The organism is uncultured Pseudoramibacter sp. (genome assembly GCF_903789625.1).
Lineage (GTDB): Bacteria > Bacillota > Clostridia > Eubacteriales > Eubacteriaceae > Pseudoramibacter > Pseudoramibacter fermentans.
The window spans coordinates 71,486-92,474 of the sequence record NZ_CAIFFF010000004.1; the positions used below are offsets into that span (position 1 = coordinate 71,486).

Annotated in this window: 22 protein-coding genes; 17 read left to right on the top strand and 5 right to left on the bottom strand. The window is 54.3% G+C overall.

The features are described 5' to 3' along the window. Positions 1-9: 9 nt before the first annotated feature. Entirely contained in the window at positions 10-1,026 is a 1,017-nt protein-coding gene (locus QZX60_RS03655) for a zinc dependent phospholipase C family protein (RefSeq protein WP_295361531.1), read from the bottom strand. A gap of 101 nt (positions 1,027-1,127) precedes the next feature. On the opposite strand from QZX60_RS03655, the gene QZX60_RS03660 reads away from it, so the two are divergent. Then, a complete protein-coding gene (locus QZX60_RS03660) occupies positions 1,128-2,519 on the top strand; it encodes an AMMECR1 domain-containing protein (RefSeq protein ID WP_295361533.1) in 1,392 nt (463 codons plus the stop codon). 33 nt (positions 2,520-2,552) lie between these two features. Here the strand turns inward: QZX60_RS03660 and QZX60_RS03665 are convergent, their stop codons facing one another. Together QZX60_RS03665 and QZX60_RS03670 are read right to left on the bottom strand one after the other, a co-directional pair. Beyond that, positions 2,553-3,185, bottom strand: a complete 633-nt coding sequence (locus QZX60_RS03665; RefSeq protein WP_295361535.1) for a hypothetical protein — start codon at positions 3,183-3,185, stop codon at positions 2,553-2,555. Between the two features lie 4 nt (positions 3,186-3,189). Continuing rightward, the gene (locus QZX60_RS03670) at positions 3,190-4,080 is read right to left on the bottom strand and encodes a DMT family transporter (RefSeq protein ID WP_295361537.1); all 891 of its coding nucleotides are present in this window, start codon (positions 4,078-4,080) and stop codon (positions 3,190-3,192) included. A gap of 257 nt (positions 4,081-4,337) precedes the next feature. On the opposite strand from QZX60_RS03670, the gene rny reads away from it, so the two are divergent. From rny to QZX60_RS03745, 15 genes are all read left to right on the top strand, one after another. Beyond that, positions 4,338-5,867 carry a ribonuclease Y gene (gene rny / locus QZX60_RS03675; RefSeq protein WP_295361539.1) on the top strand — a complete coding sequence of 510 codons (1,530 nt, stop codon included), beginning with the start codon at positions 4,338-4,340 and terminating at the stop codon, positions 5,865-5,867. Positions 5,868-5,931: 64 nt separating this feature from the next. Continuing rightward, positions 5,932-6,720: a TIGR00282 family metallophosphoesterase gene (locus QZX60_RS03680; RefSeq protein ID WP_295361541.1), complete on the top strand. Its 789-nt coding sequence runs from the start codon at positions 5,932-5,934 to the stop codon at positions 6,718-6,720. Between the two features lie 65 nt (positions 6,721-6,785). Continuing rightward, a complete protein-coding gene (upp, locus tag QZX60_RS03685) occupies positions 6,786-7,439 on the top strand; it encodes a uracil phosphoribosyltransferase (protein WP_295361543.1) in 654 nt (217 codons plus the stop codon). An 11-nt stretch (positions 7,440-7,450) separates the two neighbouring features. Then, the gene (purB, locus tag QZX60_RS03690) at positions 7,451-8,887 is read left to right on the top strand and encodes an adenylosuccinate lyase (RefSeq protein WP_295361545.1); all 1,437 of its coding nucleotides are present in this window, start codon (positions 7,451-7,453) and stop codon (positions 8,885-8,887) included. A 15-nt stretch (positions 8,888-8,902) separates the two neighbouring features. Then, positions 8,903-9,700 carry a protein-ADP-ribose hydrolase gene (locus QZX60_RS03695; RefSeq protein ID WP_295361546.1) on the top strand — a complete coding sequence of 266 codons (798 nt, stop codon included), beginning with the start codon at positions 8,903-8,905 and terminating at the stop codon, positions 9,698-9,700. Between the two features lie 6 nt (positions 9,701-9,706). Further along, positions 9,707-10,477: a peroxide stress protein YaaA gene (gene yaaA / locus QZX60_RS03700; RefSeq protein WP_295361547.1), complete on the top strand. Its 771-nt coding sequence runs from the start codon at positions 9,707-9,709 to the stop codon at positions 10,475-10,477. Positions 10,478-10,808: 331 nt separating this feature from the next. Then, entirely contained in the window at positions 10,809-12,089 is a 1,281-nt protein-coding gene (locus QZX60_RS03705; RefSeq protein WP_295361548.1) for an O-acetylhomoserine aminocarboxypropyltransferase/cysteine synthase family protein, read from the top strand. A 38-nt stretch (positions 12,090-12,127) separates the two neighbouring features. Then, entirely contained in the window at positions 12,128-13,048 is a 921-nt protein-coding gene (gene cysK, locus QZX60_RS03710) for a cysteine synthase A (protein ID WP_295361550.1), read from the top strand. Between the two features lie 236 nt (positions 13,049-13,284). Continuing rightward, positions 13,285-13,926 (top strand): TetR/AcrR family transcriptional regulator, encoded by a 642-nt coding sequence (locus tag QZX60_RS03715; RefSeq protein ID WP_295361552.1) that lies wholly within the window; start codon positions 13,285-13,287, stop codon positions 13,924-13,926. Beyond that, entirely contained in the window at positions 13,916-14,122 is a 207-nt protein-coding gene (locus QZX60_RS03720) for a cysteine-rich KTR domain-containing protein (RefSeq protein WP_295361554.1), read from the top strand. Before QZX60_RS03715 ends, QZX60_RS03720 begins: the two co-directional genes overlap by 11 nt. A gap of 49 nt (positions 14,123-14,171) precedes the next feature. Then, positions 14,172-14,678, top strand: coding sequence for a flavodoxin domain-containing protein (locus QZX60_RS03725; RefSeq protein ID WP_154576924.1), 507 nt, complete (start codon positions 14,172-14,174; stop codon positions 14,676-14,678). 10 nt (positions 14,679-14,688) lie between these two features. Further along, positions 14,689-15,105: a hypothetical protein gene (locus QZX60_RS03730; RefSeq protein ID WP_295361557.1), complete on the top strand. Its 417-nt coding sequence runs from the start codon at positions 14,689-14,691 to the stop codon at positions 15,103-15,105. A gap of 15 nt (positions 15,106-15,120) precedes the next feature. After that, entirely contained in the window at positions 15,121-15,336 is a 216-nt protein-coding gene (locus QZX60_RS03735; RefSeq protein WP_154576926.1) for a PF20097 family protein, read from the top strand. A 77-nt stretch (positions 15,337-15,413) separates the two neighbouring features. Further along, entirely contained in the window at positions 15,414-15,770 is a 357-nt protein-coding gene (locus tag QZX60_RS03740) for an alpha/beta fold hydrolase (protein ID WP_295361560.1), read from the top strand. A 92-nt stretch (positions 15,771-15,862) separates the two neighbouring features. Next, positions 15,863-16,012 carry a hypothetical protein gene (locus QZX60_RS03745; protein WP_295361561.1) on the top strand — a complete coding sequence of 50 codons (150 nt, stop codon included), beginning with the start codon at positions 15,863-15,865 and terminating at the stop codon, positions 16,010-16,012. A gap of 61 nt (positions 16,013-16,073) precedes the next feature. Here QZX60_RS03745 and QZX60_RS03750 read toward each other — a convergent pair whose 3' ends face one another. Next, entirely contained in the window at positions 16,074-17,522 is a 1,449-nt protein-coding gene (locus QZX60_RS03750) for a TrkH family potassium uptake protein (RefSeq protein ID WP_295361563.1), read from the bottom strand. Beyond that, positions 17,519-18,886 (bottom strand): Trk system potassium transporter TrkA, encoded by a 1,368-nt coding sequence (gene trkA / locus QZX60_RS03755; protein WP_295361565.1) that lies wholly within the window; start codon positions 18,884-18,886, stop codon positions 17,519-17,521. The genes QZX60_RS03750 and trkA overlap by 4 nt, the downstream gene beginning before the upstream one ends. Positions 18,887-19,067: 181 nt before the next feature. On the opposite strand from trkA, the gene QZX60_RS03760 reads away from it, so the two are divergent. Then, positions 19,068-20,984, top strand: a complete 1,917-nt coding sequence (locus QZX60_RS03760) for a PTS beta-glucoside transporter subunit IIBCA (protein WP_295361567.1) — start codon at positions 19,068-19,070, stop codon at positions 20,982-20,984. The last annotated feature ends 5 nt before the right edge of the window (positions 20,985-20,989 follow it).

Consider the following 20,989-nt stretch of genomic DNA (forward strand, 5'->3'; position numbering starts at 1 on the left):
GGCCTTCACTTAAAAACCTTTTAAAAGGGACGGGTGTTTGAGGAAGATGATGTCGAAATGGGTCATCGTCTGGTCGCGGTCTAAATCGAGGTCGGTCAGGTAAGACCGGTTGCCGTAGACAGCGTGGACGCCTTCCCGCGTCAGGGTGTCAGGATCGTCGAGGGCGGCGGCGATGAAATCCGCGTCGGCCTTCGACCGTTCGACCGCTTCGTTAAAGAGGTCGGTGTAGGACGCCGTCGAGGTTTCGCCGGTGACCGGATGCTGCCAGGCGTGGTGGTCCATGTTCAAGACGACGGGCTCGTTGGTGTAGGGCGGGTAGAATTCCCGGCTGACGAGCAGTTCCTGATGCGCCAGCTTTTCGATGTGACGCAGGACGTTGCGCTTGCGGTTTGTCGGGTCGCTGGTCATGCCGGCGACGGCGTGGGCCGCCTTGACCGCCCGCATGAAATCGAAGACGTCGAGGGGCTTGTCGAACACGACAGTGAAGATATTTTCCATTAAGCGGCCAATAATTTTGGCTTCCTCGTTGGAAATGCGGAACAGCCGTTTGAAGTTGAAGTCTGTCGCAAGCTCACCCCGTTCGTACTGCAGATAGGCCGTATCCAGAAGCACCTCGTAGTAGGTGTGGATGTAGGCGAAGACCCGCGTGGCCTTGTCGTGCTGGTACTGGCCGGTGTGGTAATAGATAAACGGGTGGGTTTTGCCGTCGAGCTCGTGATGAACCGAGAAGCCCATCAAATAAGCGAGGCAGGTGTCCCGTTCAAAGGGATCCTGAAGCTTCAGGGTGTAAAATAAACCCTGATGGAAAAAGGCGTCGATGTCGTGGCTGTGAATCAGACTGCCGTATTTCATATGGGAAGGGTGCCCCGGCGAGGGGATCAAATCAAAAAAGAAGAAATCCGGCCCTTCCGCGCCGAGGTAAAAGGCGTCGGGATGGGAATCGACTGCGATCCCGAGGGGCGACTGGGCATCGAGCTCGTGCGCGAGATGCTGCGCGCAGTAATAATGGGTTAATTTTTCAGACATTTTGAGGTTCCTTTCTCAAAAATTGGATATTGCAATTATTTAAATAATATACTACCATAGAATACTTTGAAAAATATAAAAATCAGAAAAGGCGGAACAACATGTATTTAAAAGGCATTGCATTTTTTCCACGGTTTAAAAATTCGGACATTGCAGAATTGGCAGACACCCATCCAGAGTGGGATCGGGCGGTCCGCGATTTGGCGCTGAGCGTTGCCAAGACGGCGCCGAAGACGATCGTCTACCTCAGCCAGGGTGAACCGAGCTTTACTGACGCGCTGGCGGTGCTCTACCAGCCGGGGCTGATGGGCAAGTGCGGCGACCGCTGGCTTCAGATGACGGGTGACCTCAATCTGATGAACGATTTTCACGACCGGCTCAACGAGTCGGGCGTCGACGCGGTGTTCATCAACGACACCGAGGCCGAACGCTACGCCATCACGCCGGTGATTCCCCAGCCTCTCAACGCGGCGGTGACGGCAATTGACCGGGTCTATCCCGATCACGAAAGCGTGGTGGTCAATGTCGGCGGCGTCGACCATACGACGCTGTACCGAGCCGGGCGGATTCTGCGCCAGGCCATCGAGTCGGGCGACCGGGATGTGATGATCGCTGTGGCGGCTGACCAGCGGCAGGCCGGCGGATTTTTAGAGGCGCTCGAAGGTCAAGATACAGCTGGTCTGATGGCCCTTTTGGAAAAGCCGGCGGAAAGCGGTGATTTGGCTGCGGATATCATGGCCGCTGGCGCGACCGACGGCATTTACACGAGGTGGCACGATTTGGGAAAAGAAGGGCTGACCGGTGTCGGCCGCCTCGATTACGATTTAGACCGGGACGACCCGACCTACGAAAGTCTGCTCGCACAGATCGATCGGAAACGCACGGCGGCGCACCGAAAGGTACTCAGCGGCGCAGATCCCTACGTCGGGCTTGCGATGGCCGCTGTCGAAAAATGGGTTCGGGAAAACGCTCAGCTCGATTCGGAACTTTTCCTCGAAAAGTACAAAGCAGATTATCCCGACGACGTGGCGCGGATGACCGATTCGGTCGAGGCGTCAGGCGTCTTCGTCACGCTTTACAAGAGCGGTGAGGTTCGGGGCTGGGCCGGTGGCTTTCGGCCGACAGCGCTGGATATTTCCCGGGAAATTGTGAAAACGGCGATCGCGGCGGCGTCCGAAGATCCGCGGTTTCTGCAGATCGAAACGGAAGAGCTCAATCAGATCACGGCGAAAGTCGACATTGTGATGGACGTCGAGGACGTGTGGGCGCTCTCTGAAATCGATCCGAAAAAAGAAGGCGTCGTAGTCGAAAAGGGACTCAGGACCAGCTTTGTCATGCCAGACGGGAGCTTTGCATCGGCGGAACAGGCCGTGGCCAAGGCCAAGGAACGGGCTGGCATCCCGGCGGATGAGCCCGACGACGAACGGGAGTTCGGCGGCGACAAATTGTTCGTCCGCAAATTTACCGTCGAGACCCACGCGCTGGACGCGTAAAGTAAATCATTGCGTACAAAAAAACGCCGGGCATTACTGCCAGGCGTGAATCAATACGAAGTGCAGGCCGTCAATTAAATCGACGCGCCAAAAAGCAAAAATAATAAACAAAATCATTAAGCACACAGGCAGGCCGTTGAGCGCCACTCGGATGTCCTGTCCGCTTAAGTCCATGTGCAGGAAAATGCTGAGGGCCAGGTAGCCGACGAGGACGCGGAGCCCGATCATGGTGCAGACCGGCCAGAGGTAGCGGCCGATCAAGTAGAGGGTGACGATGCCGAGGAGCACCGGCGCGATGGAAGACAGCGTCAGCTGCAGGGACTGGCGGACGCGTCCGCCCCGGGGCAGGAAATTGACGGAGCCGAGGGCGCCCGGCGTGGGCTTCAGCGTGATGCGCTGGACCTTGGCGCCGAGCAGCCATGCCAAAAGCGCGTGGGCCAATTCGTGGTGGACGACGCCGGGATAAGTCAGGTAATTGGCAAAAATCAACGCGGCGGTGGGACGAACGATCAAGCTCAAAAGCCAGATCAGCGTCTGGCAGATGAGCCGGATCCCGAGCCCGAGCACCGCGATAAAGAGCGGCACCAGCAGCGTGTTGATCAGCGCCGCCTGCCACCACGGCCCGGAGGCGGCGGTCAGGTGATAAAAGGCGATCAGTTGGTTCATGACGTTAAGCCTTTTTTAAATGCAGGTTGTAATACCATTTGAACAGCGCCGTGCCGATGATGAAGGCGTAGCCGACGAAGCTCCAGACGTCGGGGATTTCGCCAAAGAAGAACAGCCCCCACATCGTCGCGAACAGCACCTGGGTGTAGTCAAAGACAGAAATTTCCATCGCCGGTGCGTGGGTGTACGCTGCGGTGACCGTGAGCTGGCCGCCGGCTGCCGCCGTTCCGCCGACGATCAGGCAGAGAAACTGACGAGCCGTCATCGGTTTGAAATGGAGAATCGTGAAGGGCAGACAGAGCAGCACTGAAAACAGCGAGAAGGCGAAGACGATCACCGGGCCACGTTCCCCCTGAAGGCCGAGCTTGCGCACAAAGGCGTAAGCGGTGCCGGCGCCGAGACCGCCGAGCAGGCCCATGAAGGCTGGGAAGCTCGCCGCAAAGCCGGCGGAGGGCTTGATGACGAAGACGGCGCCGACGAAGGCGAGGATGACACAGAGCACTTCGATGTGGTTGGGCTTTTCCCCGATGATGAAGGCCGAGACGATCATCGCGAAAAAAGGCGCCATTTTGTTCAGGATGTTGGCGTCCGCCAGACCGAGACGGTCGATGGCGTAGAAATTGCAGAGCAGCCCAAGCGTGCCGCAGAGCGCGCGCATGAGCAGGCCGAAACCGCTGCCTTTTTTCACCCGAAAGCCTTCCTCGGTTCTGGCCAGCATGATCGTCGCGACGATGAGGGCGACGAGATTTCTAAACAGCGCCTTCTCGAAGGTCGGAAGATGGCCGGCCTGTTTGATGAACAGGCTCATCAGCGAAAAACAGAAAGCAGAACAAACGATGAAAAAGATGCCCAGAGCATGATCGTTGTGGCAGTATTTTGCAAATAGTGTTTTCAAAATTTACATCTTCTTTCAAAATTATGTTTTTTCAAAATCTGTTTTCATATTGTATCAGATTAACAGAAAATTACAATACGGTTAAGCGTCAATGAAGTGTTCCCTAACAAAAATAAAAATTAAGGTCATCTGTAATGGTTTAAATCTCATGAAGAATCGGCTCTCAATTTGTTGACGTTCGTGTCTATTAAGGGTAAAATAAAAAAGATAAATGTCTAAAAATCTTTACAAAAAATTCATAACAGGAGGTGAAAAAGATGCTGACAATTATACTGGCAATTTGCATCATCGTTGCATTTTTTGCCGGATATCTGATAAACAAAACAGTGTCAGACCGTCAGATCGGGGCCGCCAAGGACCGCGCTGCCGCGATCATCGACGACGCGAAAAAAGACGCTGAACATCAGAAAAAAGAAATGCTCTTCAACGCAAAAGAAGAAGCGATGTCGATTAAAGACGCGATCGAAAAAGAAAACCGCGATCGTCGGAGCGAGCTCCAGAAAATGGAAACGCGCCTGATGAACAAAGAAGAAAATCTCGACCGCAAAACATCCAACCTCGACAAAACGCGGGAAAAACTGGACCGCCGCAGCCGGGAACTCGACCAGAAGCAGAAAAAGCTGGCGGGCATGATGGATGAAAAGATTGCCGAGCTCGAAAAGGTTTCGGGAATGACCAAGGAAGAAGCCAAGGAAACCCTGATGGACGAGGTCGGCCGGGAAGCTCGGGCCGACGCCGCTGTGCTCTACAAGAAAATTGAGGACGAGGCGAAGGAAAACGCCGACAAACGCGCCAGCGAAATCGTGGCGCAGTCCATTCAGCGCTACGCTGCTGACCACGTCGCGGAATCGACGATTTCGGTCGTTAACCTGCCCAACGACGAAATGAAGGGGCGCATCATCGGCCGCGAAGGCCGGAACATCCGCGCCCTCGAAAAGATGACGGGAATCGACCTGATCATCGACGACACGCCGGAAGCGGTTGTCCTCTCCGGATTTGATCCGGTCCGCCGTGAAGTCGCGCGGATGGCGCTGGAACGACTGATCGTCGACGGGCGCATCCACCCGGCGCGCATCGAAGAAGTCGTCAACAAGTGCCGCAAGGAACTGGACAACGAAATCAAGGAAACGGGTGAACAGGCCTGTTTTGACACGGGCATTCACAACGTGCACCCTGAAATCATCAAGCTCCTTGGACGCTTGAAATACCGCACGAGCTACGGACAGAACGTGCTCAAGCACTCCATTGAGGTCTCTTATCTGGCCGGGATGATGGCAGCTGAGCTCGGCGCCAACGTAAAAATCGCGAAGCGCGCGGGGCTGCTCCACGACATCGGCAAGGCCATCGACCACGAAGTGGAAGGCAACCACGTCGAAATCGGCGTGAACGTGCTGAAGAAGCACAAAGAAAACAAGGCCGTGATTCACGCGGTTGAAGCCCACCACAACGACGTCGAACCGCAGACCATCGAAGCAGTGCTGATCCAGGCGGCTGACGCGATTTCTGCGGCCCGTCCCGGCGCAAGACGAGAAACCCTCGGTTCCTACGTCCAGCGCCTCGAAGATCTGGAAAAGATCGCCAACTCCTTCGACGGTGTCGAAAAATCCTACGCGATTCAGGCTGGCCGTGAGGTCCGCGTGATGGTCGCGCCGGAAGATGTCGACGACAAGGGCCTGCCGCTGCTCGCTAGAGACATTGCCAAGAAAATCGAAACGGAAATGGAATATCCCGGAAACGTTAAAGTCAATTTGATCCGAGAAACCAGGGCTGTTGATTACGCAAAATAATCAGAAAGGAAGGTTACTCACCTTCCTTTTTTTATGAATTTTAGAAGACATTGAGGTCAATGACATGAAAATATTAATGCTCGGCGATATTGTCGGACGGCCAGGGCGCCAGATTGTTCGGGAATATCTGCCATCGATTAGAAAGAAGCTCGGCGCCGATTTTGTCGTCGCCAACGGTGAAAACGCCTCGGGCGGCAACGGCCTAACGGAAAAGAACGCGAAGCAGCTGCTCGCCGCGCCGATTGACGTGCTGACCATGGGCAACCACGTGTGGAAGCAGCGGGAAACCCGCGACTATATCGACCAGTATGACCGCATCGTTCGGCCGATTAATTACCCGCCGAAGACGCCGGGGCAGGGATCGCACATTTACGACCACGACGGCGTGCGCATTGCTGTGCTGAACATGTCCGGACAGTCCTTTATGGACAACCTGGATTCGCCCTTTACGGCGGCGGAACGGGTGGTGCCGGAGCTTGTGGCGAACAGCGACGTCCTGCTCGTCGATTTCCACGCCGAGACGACGAGCGAAAAAATCGCGATGGGTTTTTACCTCGACGGTAAGGCTTCGGCCGTGGTTGGCACCCACACGCACGTCCAGACTGCGGACGCCCGGGTGCTGCCGAAGGGAACGGCCTTCATCACCGATCTGGGGATGACTGGGCCCCTCAACGGCATTCTCGGTGTCAAGGCCGAGATCATTATCGAACAGCTGACGACGAAGATGCCGGTGCGCTACGAAATTGAGCGCCAGATGCCCTGGCAGCTCAACGGCGTGCTGATCGACGTCGACGAGGGAACGGGGCGCGCCCGGCATATCGAGCGGGTTTACGAAATTTTCGATGAAAACTAAAGCCTTCAGGGTTTATAATGTAGGGAAAGCTGCGTTTAAAAATTGCTTAAGCAAGGGAGGAAGCCATGTCATTTGAAATTCCAGCTAATGTCCATTTGATTGATAACCCATTGGTGACCGATCGGCTGACGGTCCTTCGGATGAAGAAGACCAATACCCGGAAATTCCGGGAAATCGTGAAGGAAATCAGTGGGTTTCTGGCCTACGAAATCGGCCGGACGCTGCCGATGAAGGACGTCGAGATTCAGACGCCGATGCGCAAAACCGTTCAGAAGCGCATCGATACCTCGAAGAAAATGGCCATTGTGCCGATTCTCAGAGCCGGCGTCGGGATGATCCCGGGCTTTACCAAAGTGTACCCCGACGTGCAGATTCTCAACATTGGGGTGAAACGGGACGAAACGACCCACGCGCCAATTTCCTATTACGAAAATTTCCCCAACGATATCCGCGCCCAGAAATGCATCATTATCGACCCGATGCTGGCGACGGGCGGCTCGATCGAATACACGGTTGAAAAGCTGAAGGAAAAGGGCTGCAAGGATATTGTGATTGCGGCGATCATCACAGCGCCGGAGGGCATCGCCCGCATCAGCAGCGCCTACCCGGACATTCCGATTTTCTGCTGTGCGATCGACGATCATCTTGACAAGGATAAATACATTATTCCGGGGCTTGGAGACGCGGGCGACCGTATTTTCGGCACCGAAGCAAAATAAAGGAGTGTATCATGAGCAAAGAAGTTTACGAAAATCCATTGATTGAGCGCTACGCCTCGCCGGAAATCTGCAAGATTTTTTCGGCAGACTTTAAATTCTCCACTTGGCGAAAATTGTGGGTCGCGCTGGCCGAAACCGAACAGGAACTCGGCCTCGACATCACCGACGAACAAATCGACGAGCTGAAGTCGAAGATTTACGACATCGACTACGATTTGGCGGCCAAATACGAAAAGAAGCTGCGCCACGACGTCATGGCCCACGTGCACACCTACGGCGATCAGTGCCCGAAGGCCAAGGGCATCATCCATTTGGGTGCGACCTCGGCTTACGTCGGCGACAACACCGACATCATTCAGTACACTGAAGGGCTGCGCCACACCAAGCGCATCCTCGTCAACCTGATCGCGAAGATGGCAAAATTCGCCGATGCGTACAAATCGCTGCCGACCCTCGGCTTCACCCACTTCCAGCCGGCCCAACTGACCACCGTCGGCAAGCGCGCCACCCTCTGGATTCAGGATCTGCTGATGGATTACGCTGACTTGGAATACCTGCTTTCGACGATCCGCCTGCGCGGCGCCAAGGGCACGACCGGCACCCAGGCCAGCTTCATGGATTTGTTCGAAAATGACAGCGACAAGGTCAAAGCCCTCGACGAAAGAGTCGCTGAAAAAATGGGCTTTGACAAGACCTTCGCTGTAACCGGCCAGACCTACCCGCGCAAGCTCGACGCCCGCATTCTCGCGGTACTCTCCGGCATCGCGCAGAGTTTGTCCAAATTCGCGACGGACATCCGCCTGCTGCAGCACCTGAAGGAAGTGGAAGAACCCTTCGAAAAATCGCAGATCGGTTCGTCGGCGATGGCTTACAAACGAAACCCGATGCGCTGTGAACGCATCTGCTCGCTGGCCCGTTACGTGATGGTCGACAGCTTGAACCCGGCGATCACCCAGGCGACCCAGTGGTTTGAACGCACCCTCGACGACTCGGCGAACAAGCGCATCTCCATTCCGGAAGCCTTCCTCGCCGTCGACGCGATCATCGGCATCGCCAACAACGTCTGCAGCGGCCTCGTGGTCTACCCGAAGGTCATACACCAGCACATTATGAACGAACTGCCCTTCATGGCGACGGAAAACATCATCATGGAAGGGGTCAAGCACGGCGGCGACCGTCAGGACCTCCACGAAAAGATCCGTCAGCTCTCAATGCAGGCCGGCGCTCAGGTGAAGGAAGAAGGTAAGCCCAACGATTTGATGGACCGCATCGTCGCCGACGGCTCCTTCGGCATCAAGGCCGAAGACGTGCCGGCGATTTTGAATCCGGAATTGTACATCGGCCGCGCGCCGCAGCAGGTCAGCGAATTCCTCGAAGGAGAAGTACAGCCGGTGCTCGACGCCAACCGTGACCACATCGACACTGAAACCGTCGAACTCAAGGTCTGATCGAGAGAAACCGATATGAACCGTTTAGCCCAGATCAAAATGCTGAACCAGATGCTGCTCGGTGAAACGCCGACGCCGCCGGTCGACCCGTCGGCCTACAGCAGCGACGAAGCCGGTCAGCGGGCGTTGATGCGGGCACTGATGAACGTCCGCCCGCCTCGGCCGCTTTCGGTGATTGTCGAAAATCTCCAGGACGCTATTTTGAAATCCTTCCTTGAAGACAAGGGCGTCGTGGACGGGGCGGCGCTGCCGGTCAGCCGGACAGACAGCCGCCTCGCCCTCTGGCAGGGGGACATCACTCGGCTCAAGGTTGGCGCCATTGTGAACGCGGCCAATTCTCAGATGCTCGGCTGCTTTGTGCCGGGCCACAGCTGTATCGACAACGCCATCCACTCGGCGGCGGGCATGCAGCTGCGTAACGCCTGCGCCGCTCTGATGGCGGGCCAAGACGGGCCTGAGCCCACCGGCCAGGCTAAGGTCACCCCGGCCTACAACCTGCCGTGCCAGTGCGTGATCCATACCGTCGGCCCGATCGTCGAGGACGAACTGACCCAAGGAGATGTCGATGCCCTCGCAAGCTGCTACCGCAGCTGCCTTGAGGCGGTGGACGACGCCGATCTCGATTCGATCGCCTTCTGCTGCATCTCGACGGGGGTGTTCCGATTCCCGCAGGACAAGGCCGCGGAAATTGCGGTTTCGACTGTAAAAGATTGGCTGGACGCCCACCCGCAGACCAGCGTCAAAAAAGTCGTCTTCAACGTCTTTAAGGACGAAGACTTGCGGCTCTACGACGCGCTGCTCAATCAGGCGTAAGTTCTTATGCGCATCATCATTTCACCCGCGAAGCAGATGATTCGCGATCCCGACGCGCCGCCCGCCGCGGCGCTGCCGGTTTTTCTCGATCGAACCGAAATTCTGATGAAGTGGATGCAGGGCTTAAGCTTCGAGGCACAGCAAAAGCTCTGGGCCTGCAGCGACGCCATCGCCGAGCAGAACCACCGCCGTCTGGAGACGATGGATCTGCGATGCAATCTGACACCGGCGCTTTTGGCCTTCGACGGCATTCAATACCAGTACATGGCGCCGACGGTTTTTGAAAGCAGCCAATACGATTACGTCCAGGCCCACCTTCGGATTCTGTCCGGTTTTTACGGCGTGCTGAAGCCGATGGACGGTGTGACGCCCTACCGGCTCGAGATGCAGGCCAAGGCCGCGGTGGACGGCAGCCGGAATCTGTACGATTTTTGGGGCAGCCGGCTCTATCAGGACGTGATGGACGACAGCCGCGTGCTGATCAACCTGGCCTCCAAGGAATACAGCAAAAGCGTCGCGCCCTACCTTCAGCCGGGGGACCGCATGATCACCTGTGTCTTTGGCGAATTGCAGGGCGGCCGCGTGGTGCAAAAAGGGGTTTACGTCAAAATGGCGCGGGGAGAAATGGTGCGCTTCCTCGCCGAAACCCGAGCGGAATCGCCTGAGGCGCTGAAGGCTTTTGAGGTCAGCGGCTACCGCTACGATCCCGAGCGGTCAGATGAAACGACTTATGTTTTTACCCGGACGGCCGTTCCCGGCAAAGCCGGCGGCAGATAGAAATAAAATTCAAAAAATCAGCTCTTTAAAAAAAGAGTTGATTTTTTTATTTTGGCCTTGACATAGTAATCAAATAGGTTTAATATATACCCATAACATATTTAAACCCTATGTTTAATAATAATTCAGGAGGTGCCGAATTGAACAGAGTTTACGGAACGGCCTGTACGTGTCAGAGTGACTGGATTCGACACGTACTCAAGCAAAACACAGGCGGGCGAATGTGTTGCCGCTAATCAATTTCCAAATAAAATAAGATAGTCAGACGGCAATAAAATAAATAGTAAACAAGTAAATTTAGTAATAGAATAAAAGAAAGTGAGAAATTAAAATGGCTTATAAATTTGAAACACTGCAGTTACACGTTGGACAGGAACAGGCGGATCCGGTTACCGATTCTAGAGCGGTTCCAATTTACGCGACGACTTCTTACGTTTTCCACAACTCCAAGCACGCGGCTGACCGCTTCGGCTTAAGAGATGCCGGCAACATCTACGGCAGACTGACTAACTCCACCGTCGACGTTTTTGAAAAACGTGTCGCAGCCCTCGAAGGCGGCTCGGCGGCATTGGCCACCGCTTCCGGTTCAGCAGCCATCACTTACGTCATCGAAGCCCTGGCCCATCAGGGACAGAACATCGTCTCAGCGAAGACAGTTTACGGCGGGACCTACAACCTGCTCGAACACACCCTGCCGCATTTCGGCGTGACCGGCAAATGGGTCGAACCTGATGATTTCGACGCCATCGAAGCGGCAATCGACGAAAACACCCAGGCGCTCTACGCTGAAACCCTCGGCAACCCGAACTCTAACATCGTCGACATCGAAAAATGGGCGGAAATCGCACACAAGCACGGTCTGCCATTGGTCATCGACAACACCTTTGCGACCCCGTATCTGGTCAGACCGATTGAATACGGCGCAGACATTGTCGTCCACTCTGCCACAAAATTCATCGGCGGCCACGGCACCGCAATCGGCGGCGTCCTGGTTGACGGCGGTACCTTTGACTGGAAAGCCAGCGGACGTTATCCGTGGATTTCTGAACCAGACCCGTCCTACCACGGCATCAGCTTTGCTGACGCAGCCGGCCCGGCAGCCTTCGCGACTTATATCCGCGCGATTCTGTTGAGAGATCAGGGCGCTACGCTCTCACCGTTCCACGCTTTCCTCTTCCTGCAGGGACTTGAAACCCTGTCACTGCGTGTCGAACGCCACGTTCAGAACGCGCTGAAGGTCGTCGAATACCTGAACAACCATCCGCAGGTCGAAGCGGTGCACCATCCGTCTCTCGAAAGCGAACCGAGCCACAAGCTCTACAACAAATACTTCCCGAACGGCGGCGGTTCAATCTTCACCTTTGAAATCAAAGGGGACGCGCAGACCGCAATGGACTTCATCGACAACCTGCCGATTTTCTCACTGCTGGCTAACGTCGCTGACGTCAAATCCCTGGTCATCCATCCGGCATCCACAACCCACTCACAGCTCAACGAAGCAGAACTGTTGGATCAGGGCATCAAGCCGAACACCATCCGTCTCTCCATCGGGATTGAAAATGTCGACGATTTGATCGACGCATTAGATACCGCATTTAAGGCGATTCAATAATAAACGCATTGGATTCATATTTCGGAGGTAAGCATAAAATGGCAAAGATTTATCAGAATTTATCAGATTTAGTCGGCAACACGCCGCTTTTCGAATTAACTCACGTAGAAGAAGCAGAAAACCTCGACGCTAAAGTCGTCGTGAAATTGGAATACTTCAATCCAGCAGGTTCGGTCAAAGACCGGATCGCGCTGGCGATGATTAACGACGCGGAAGAAAAAGGTCAGCTCAAACCGGGCGCGACCATCATCGAACCGACTTCCGGCAATACCGGGATCGGTCTGGCCGCAGTCGGCGCATCCAAGGGCTACAAAGTCATCCTGACAATGCCGGAAACCATGTCCGTCGAACGCCGCAACCTGTTAAAGCTCTACGGCGCGGAAGTCGTCTTGACTGACGGCGCAAAAGGGATGAAGGGCGCTATCGAAAAGGCCAACGAACTGCACGAACAGACACCGGGCAGCTTTGTACCGGGACAGTTTGTCAACCCGGCTAACCCGAAGGCACACCGTGAAACCACCGGTCCAGAAATCTGGAAGGATACCGACGGCGAAGTTGATATTTTCGTCGCAGGCATCGGCACCGGCGGCACCCTGACCGGCGTAGGTGAATACCTGAAATCCCAGAAACCGGACGTCAAAATCGTCGCGGTTGAACCGGCCGGCTCGCCTGTGTTGTCTGAAGGCCACGGCGGTCCGCACAAAATCCAGGGCATTGGCGCCGGATTTGTACCGGATACCCTGAACACGGACATTTACGACGAAATCGTCACCGTCACCAACGAAGACGCTTTCGACACCACCCGTGCCGTCGCTAAAAAAGAAGGCATCCTGACTGGGATTTCCTCTGGTGCTGCAGTCTGGACCGCGATCCAGCTGGCGAAACGCCCAGAAAACAAGGGCAAGACCATCGTCGCCCTGCTGCCGGATACCGGCGACCGTTACCTCTCCATGCTTTAAGATCGGGTCACGTTCCCTTTCTCTTTGATAACCCTCACCGGGATCTTGCTATGCAAGGTCTCGGTTTTTTTGCGCTCAAAATATCCCTTGACACGTAACCGTCCGGTCACTATAATAGAGGTAACCAAAAGGTAACTCGTACGAGACAGACGCGAAGACGCAGTGCTTAATTTCACGAATTGATTTTAAGTGCTGCTTTTTTATTCGGCGGTATTTAAGAACAACAGGAGGATAGAATGAAGTGCCAAGAGAAAAGTACGAAGGACAGGATTTTAGAGGAGGCGCTCGTGTTGTTTGCGAAGAAAGGGTATCTGGGCACGTCGATGAACGACATCGCTGCACGGCTTGGCGTGACCAAAGCCGCACTGTACAAACATTACGCAGGAAAACAGGAAATTCTCGATTGTATTGTCAAAAAAATGAATCAGATGGATCAGCAGAGGGTGAAGCAATACGCGATGCCGGAAGGCAGCATGACAGATGTGGTTAAAGGCTATCAGACGGCAGAGCTCAGCAAAATCGCGGCGTTCACGAAAGCGCAGTTTCGGCATTGGACTGAGGAGGCTTTTCCGAGCCGTTTTCGGAAAATGCTGACGTTGGAACAATACCGGGACCCGAAAATGGCAAAGCTTTATCAGCACTATTTGGCCAGTGAGCCCGTCGCGTATATGGCGGAGATCTTCAAGGGATTCACGAACGATGCGGCAGAAGCTGAACAGCTTGCGCTGGAATTTTACGGGCCGATTTTCCTGATGTACAGCCTTTACGACGGAGCCGCGGACAAAGACGACATTGTAACGAGGGTCGAGCGGCATGTCGAACGGTTTTCGGTGAAGCTTCAGGCGAAACTGAAGGAGAAGGCGTGTGATGCCAGATAAACACATTCGGAAAAAGTGGGTGTATTGCCCACACTGCGGACAGAAAACCCGGGTACAGCTGCGAGAGGACACGGTGCTTAAGCATTTTCCGCTGTTCTGTCCCAAATGCAAAAAAGAGAGCTTGATCGACGCCAAGAATTTTCAGGTCGTTCAAATTGTTGAAATGCCAGACGCCAAGACGCAGTGCGAATTGTAAAATGATTCGTATTGCGTTTTTTTATTTGTCAAATTGAGGAGAATTTAAAATGAAAGCCATTGTTTACACGTCCAATACGGGAAGCACACAAAAATATGCGGAAATGCTGTCGGCGCGTTTGGCTGTGCCCGCGTACAGCTTGAAGAAAGCGAGAGCGGCCGTTAAACCGGGAACGGCGGTCCTTTATCTCGGATGGATCAGAGCCGGGAAAATTATGGGTTACGCGGAGGCGGCCAGAAATTACGACGTATCGGCGGTGTGCGCCGTTGGGATGGGGCAGACCGGCACGCAGGTTCGGGAAGTCAGAGCAAAAAATAAAATTCCGGCGCAAGCGCCGTTGTTTACCCTTCAGGGTAATTTTGACATCAAAAAGCTTCACGGCGCGTACAAAGTAATGATGCAGATGATGGTTAAAACCGTAGGGAAGGCGCTCGCGAAGAAGGCCGAGCGGACCCCTGAGGAGGACGACATGCTGGAAATGATGATGCGCGACGGCGAGCGCGTGAAGGCTGAAAATTTAAACAAAGTGCTCGATTGGGCCATCGCGCAGCAATAGGAGGGGGAATATGAAGCTTTATATTGGAAATGTCGTCACGACCGTGACGATGGTGATGATTTTAGTGTTACTTGGATTTATTAGTTATTCCGTTTACAACCGAACGAATATTCAATATTGGGGACGAAGAAGTCTTTTTCTTCTGATTTACGGACTGGTCGTTTGCTGTTTTGCAGCGGCGCGGGATGGCCTCGACAAGACGATTCAGCATGCGGTCGACGGCAGCTGCGCGCCGGGTGTGTTTCCCCTGCTCAGCTTCCCGACTGTCGTCGGCTGTGTCGGCGCGGCTCTGATTCTTATCGCGGCCATCGCGACGCCGATTGCTAAAACACAGCACATGCGCCGCATTTGGTTTAACGTGATGTCCTGCGAGATTGTGATGAAAATTGCCGTGATGGAAATTTCGAGGGTAATGATTGGAATGTAATAGGAGGTCATCGCGATGAAATGTCCAAAATGCGGAAAAGAAATGCGTTCCGGTTATTTATTTGCCAGTAAAGATGGCGCTTTCAGTTTTGCAAATGAAGTTCCAGGTGTATTTGAAAAAGCAGATAGATCAGACGGCTTTGTCGAAATCACACAGTTAAGGCTCGGACACAGGGTCCATATTGAGGCTCATTGCTGCGAAGCCTGCCGATTCGTCGTTTTTCATTATTAATCATGACGGAGGAGCTGACATGGCATTAATTGTAGATCGACTCACAAAAGCGTACACGGTTAAGACCACGGTCGACAATGTCTCATGCACCTTTTGTGGATATGGAAAATATGATCGGCAATATGATGCGATGCGCAAATGTAACGGAACGGGAGCTTGCGGAAAAACAGGAGGTTGCCACAGAATTCGGAGAGAGGCTGTCTTGGAAGTATCTTTGTTATGTGAGAGCGCATCTAATTCTGTGGCGTGTTCCAACTAAAATACTATATAGCGAACATGACAATATGACCGATTGGGAAACCGTATCCGCATTTGCTGAACGTCACTGTGCAGAGCTCACGGTCATGCCAGGTGGTGAGCATTGGTTCCACACTGAAGAACAGATGCGGTTCTTAGACAATTGGCTGAAAATTCAAGCTGATAGACGAGATTAGAATTCTTGTAATGCAAATTTCGAGAATTTTGATTAAGATGTCATAAAAGAAGGATAGTTAGGATATAATAGAAATAAAAAGGAAAACGTTCAATGAAAACAATAGAAAATGATTCGAAATGTATTGAAATCAAGCTCGACGAAGCGGACGCAGCAGCCGCTAGATCAGATGTTCGATACTCGGCGTCAGAGGTATTTGACCGCGTCAGAGAACGCATCTGCAAACAAAAGAAAAAGAAATAAAGCATCACAAAAGCCATTGATTTGAAAGATATTTCAGATCAATGGCTTTTATAATTTTGTTTTAGGATTTCTGCCAAATGCTCGGGACAAAGAGCAGCAGCATCGGGAAGATTTCCAGACGGCCGGCCAGCATATCAAAAGTGAGAATCAATTTGCTAATTGGGCTGTAGGCCGAGAAATTTGACGCCGGCCCGACACCGGCCAATCCCGGGCCGATGTTGTTCAGTGTCGCGGCCACCGCTGTGAAGTTGGTCTCCATCGAGAAGCCGTCCAGACTGATGATCAAGACGCTTAGGCCGAAAATCAGAAAATACACGGCCGTGAAGACGTTGATCGAGCGCAGCACCGTGTGTTCGACGGTTTCGCCGTCGAGCATGACCTTCCGGACCGACCGGGGATGGACGATCTGGAGCAGCTCTTTCTTCAAAGTTTTGAGCAGAACCAGGATGCGCGAGACCTTCATGCCGCCGCCGGTACTGCCGGCGCAGGCGCCGCAGATCATCAAAAGCACCAGAATCCATTTGGAGAACGACGGCCAGCGGTTGAAATCCGTCGTCGAGAACCCGGTCGTCGTGATGATCGAGCCGACCTGGAATGCCGCGTCGCGCACGGCGTCGCTGAGATGGTGGTAGAGATCGGTGCGGGTGAAGATCTGGACCGTAATCAGCGCGATGGACGCGAGGATGATGAGGATGTAAGCCCGGACTTCTTCCATTTTGAAGGCTTCCTTCGGGTGGCGGTACAGCAGCAGGAAATAGAAGCTGAAGTTCACGCCGAAGGCGATCATCGCGATCGTGATGATCCACTGCTGAACCGGCGTGTAGCTGGCGCAGCTGGAGTTCAAAATGCCGAAGCCCCCGGTCCCGGCGGAGCCGAAGGTGATGCACAGGGTGTCGAACCAGGGCATCCGCGCGATCAACAGACAGACGATCTGGCCAATGGTCATGCCGATGTAGATCTTGTAGAGGATCGAGGCGGTGTTGTGCACCCGGGGCACGAATTTGGACACATCCGGGCCCGGACTTTCCGCCCGCATCAAATTCATCTGGGAGCCGCCCTTCATCGGGATGAACATCAGGATGAAGACGAGGACGCCCATCCCGCCAATCCAGTGGGAGAAGCTGCGCCAGAACAGATTCGCGTGGCTCATGGCCTCGACGTTTGTGAGAATCGACGACCCCGTCGTCGTGAAACCGCTGACGATTTCAAAGAGGGCGTCGATATAATTGGGAATCTCGCCGGTCAGGACGAAGGGCAGCGCGCCGACGGCCGACATGACGATCCACGCCAGTGCGACGGTGATGTAGCCGCTCTTTTGATAAATGCGGTTGTCGCCGGGCTGCTTGGAAAGCAAAAAGCCGATCCCCTCGCAGCCGGCGATGACGATCAAATACGCCGGCAGCACAGCAAATTCGCGGTAGATCAGACCGATGACGATTGAGGAGCAGAGCAGCAACCCCTCAATTCGGAGGATCCAGCTGGTGACGTAGCGAATCATCGAGCGGTTCATGGGCGCACCCGCGTTTCCAGAATGTCGCCGATTTCGTCAAAGCCGGTATTCGTGGTGACGACGATGACTGAATCCCCCGGTATAAAGTAGGACTGCCCGTCGGGGATGATGAGCTGATTCTTTCGGTAGATCCCGGCGACCAATGTGTTTTTCTTGAAGTGGAGATCCTCAAAAGGCACATGCGTGATCGGCGAATTGCGGCGAATGGTGAATTCCAGCGCTTCGACGCGGTCGTCCATGATTTTGTACAGGGTTTCCACGTTGCTGTCGTAGGAGTTGGCCATGGCCCGGACGTACTGCAGGATGGTTTCGGTCGTGATCGTCTTCGGGTTGATCACCGAATCCAGGTCGAGGCTGCGGACGACGTCGTTGAATTCCAGACGGCTGATTTTGGTGACGACCTTCTGGCGGACTTTGTCCTTCGCGTAGAGAGACAGGATGATGTTTTCTTCGTCGATGCCGGTGCAGGCGACGAGGGAATCCATTTCCTCGAGGCCTTCCTCGCGCAGCAGGTCTTCGTCAGAGCCGTCGCCGCAGATGATCTGCGCCTTGTGCAGATGTTCGGCCAGCATTTCGCACCGTTCGCGGCTGCGTTCGATGATTTTGACCTTGATGCCCATGTTGAGCAGCATCTTTGCGAGGTAATAGCCCATTTCGCCGCAGCCGATGATCATCGTGTTGCGGACGGTGTCGGTTTTTAAGCCAACGTCGCTGATGAATTTCAACGCGTTTTTCGGGCTCAAAATCACGGAGAGCTTGTCGTTTTTCGAGACGACGTAATTCCCGTCGGGGATGATGATGTCGTCGCCGTGTTCAGCGATGCAGATCAGCCCGTCGGTCTGCAAAATCTTGGCGTCTTTAATGGCTTGACCGATCAGCGGGGAATGGTCCGGCACCCGGAAGCGAAACATCTCGATGTGTCCCTTGGAGAAGCTGTTGATGCCGATGGCCGTCGGGAAGCGCAGCAGCCGGATGATTTCGCGCGCCGCCGCGTGTTCCGGATTGATCGTCATGGCCAGGCCCAGTTCTCTTCGGATGTAGTCCCGGCCGGTAGAATAAATGGGGTTGCGCACCCGCGCGATGGTCCGGCAGGACGACGCGCGTTTAGCCAGTACACAGCACAGCAGGTTGACTTCGTCGCTGTAGGTGACTGCGATCAGAATATCTGCGTTTTGGATATCCGCCCTTTCGAGGATCTGATAATCCGTGCCGTTTCCACAAATCCCCATGACGTCGTAAAGGTCCGTCAGGTGCTCTAAGCGCTCAGCGTTTGTGTCGATCACCGTGATATTGTGATCTTCATTTGAAAGTTTTGCGGCCAAGGCAAAGCCGACTTTGCCGCAGCCGACAATAATAATTTGCATATAAACTCCAATGAAATAATATTTTTTTAAGAATAAAGCAATTGTATCACAAAAAAAAATCAAGACAGCGGAATCAGAAACTTATTTCAAAATCATGATTTTAAACATTTACATAAAAAAGAAGAATTATTATAATAAATAATATCAAGTGAATATTGTGTTCATGTAAAGAGAGGATATTATGGATTACAAGGCAACTGCACAAGGGGTTCTGGACCACATCGGCGGTCCGGACAACATCGTGTCCGCAGCGCACTGCGCGACACGGCTCAGACTGGTCATTGCGGACAACAGCAAGCTTGACAAAGCGGGCGTTGAAAATGTAGATGGCGTTAAAGGGGCGTTCGAGGCCTCCGGTCAGATTCAGATTATTATCGGGACCGGTGCCGTCAACAAGGTTTACGACGAGTTCATCGCGCTCTCCGGGGCTTCGGAAGGCACGAAGGACGACGTCAAGGCGGCGGCCGCCGACAAGCAGAACTGGTTCATGCGGGCGATTAAAACGTTAGGGGATATTTTCGTCCCGATCATTCCGGCCATCGTCGCCTCCGGGCTTTTAAACGGGCTCCTCGGCGGGCTCACCCAGATCAACCCGGCACTGGCGGACAGCGGCTGGTACACGATCATCAACATGATGGCCGGTGCCGCGCTGACCATGCTGCCGATTTTGATCGCGATTTCCGCGGCGAAGAAATTCGGCGGCAACCAATTCCTCGCGGCTGTTATCGGCTTCGTGATGATTCACCCGAGCCTGGTCAACGCCTGGTCTCAGACGGTGCTCAAAGGCGGCAAAATGGTCGCCAACCCGGAAATTCACGCGCTGCTTAAAATCGGCAGCTACACCGTGAAAAACGTCGGCTATCAGGGCCACGTCATTCCGGTCATCATCGCGATCTGGTTTATGTGTTTCTTGGAAAAACGGCTCCACAAGGTCGTGCCGGAAATGATCGACCTCTTTGTCACGCCGCTGGTGACGGTATTGGTCACCGGACTTTTGACCTTCATCGTCATCGGACCGATCTTCTCGACAGTAGAAGGCTGGATCCTCACCGGCGCCACCGCGCTGATTCGGATGCCCCTCGGTATCGGCGGGCTCATCATCGGCTTCGTCTACGCATTCACGGTGGTCGCGGGCTTCCACCACATGTACAACATGATCGAAGCCCAAATGCTCGGCAGCGTCGCCCATTTGAATATCTGGATGCCAGTCGCGACGGCGGCCAACGTTGCTCAGGGTGCCGCGGCTATGGCTGTGGCCTTTAAGACCAAGAACAAGAAAACGGAAGCAATGGCCTTCCCGGCATCTCTTTCCGCCTTCCTCGGCATCACCGAACCGGCGATCTTCGGGGTCAACGTCCGTTACCGCAAGCCCTTTATCGCCGGGTGTATCGGCGGGGCAGTCGGCGGGATGCTCGCCTCCTGGATGGGCATCGGCGCGACGGCCTACGGCGTCACCGGCCTGTTTGGCTTCTTGATTGTACCGGGCTTCTGGATTCAGTACGGGATTATGATGGCGGTGGCCTTCGCGGTGGCTTTTGGCATTTCCTTTGTGATTTACCGCGATCCTGAACCGGAACTGGCCGGCTCAGCGAAAGAAATGGAAGCTGAAATCCTCGACAAGGAAGGGGACGTCGAAGAAGACGGCAAGCTGAAAGTCGTCTACGCGCCGGTGAAAGGGACGGCTGTGCCGTCGTCGGAAATTCACGACGAAACCTTTGCGGCTGAGCTCCTCGGACCGGGCATGGCCATCATTCCGGAAGAAGGCAAAATTTACGCGCCTTTTGACGGCACCCTGACGATGATGTTCGATACCAAACACGCGCTGGGTCTCGTGTCCGAAGACGGCGTCGAAGTGCTGATTCACGTCGGCATCGACACGGTCAATTTGAAGGGCGAACACTTCAAGGCGCTGGCCGAATCGGGCGACACCATCACCCGCGGACAGGAACTCTTGGAATTTGACATTCCGGCCATCGAAAAGGCGGGATATCACATGGATACGCCGGTAATCGTCACCAACGGCGACCAGTTCAAGAGCGTCAAAGCGGTTAAGACCGGTCCGGTGGAACCGGGCGAACCGGTCATCGAAATCGAATAGGTGCC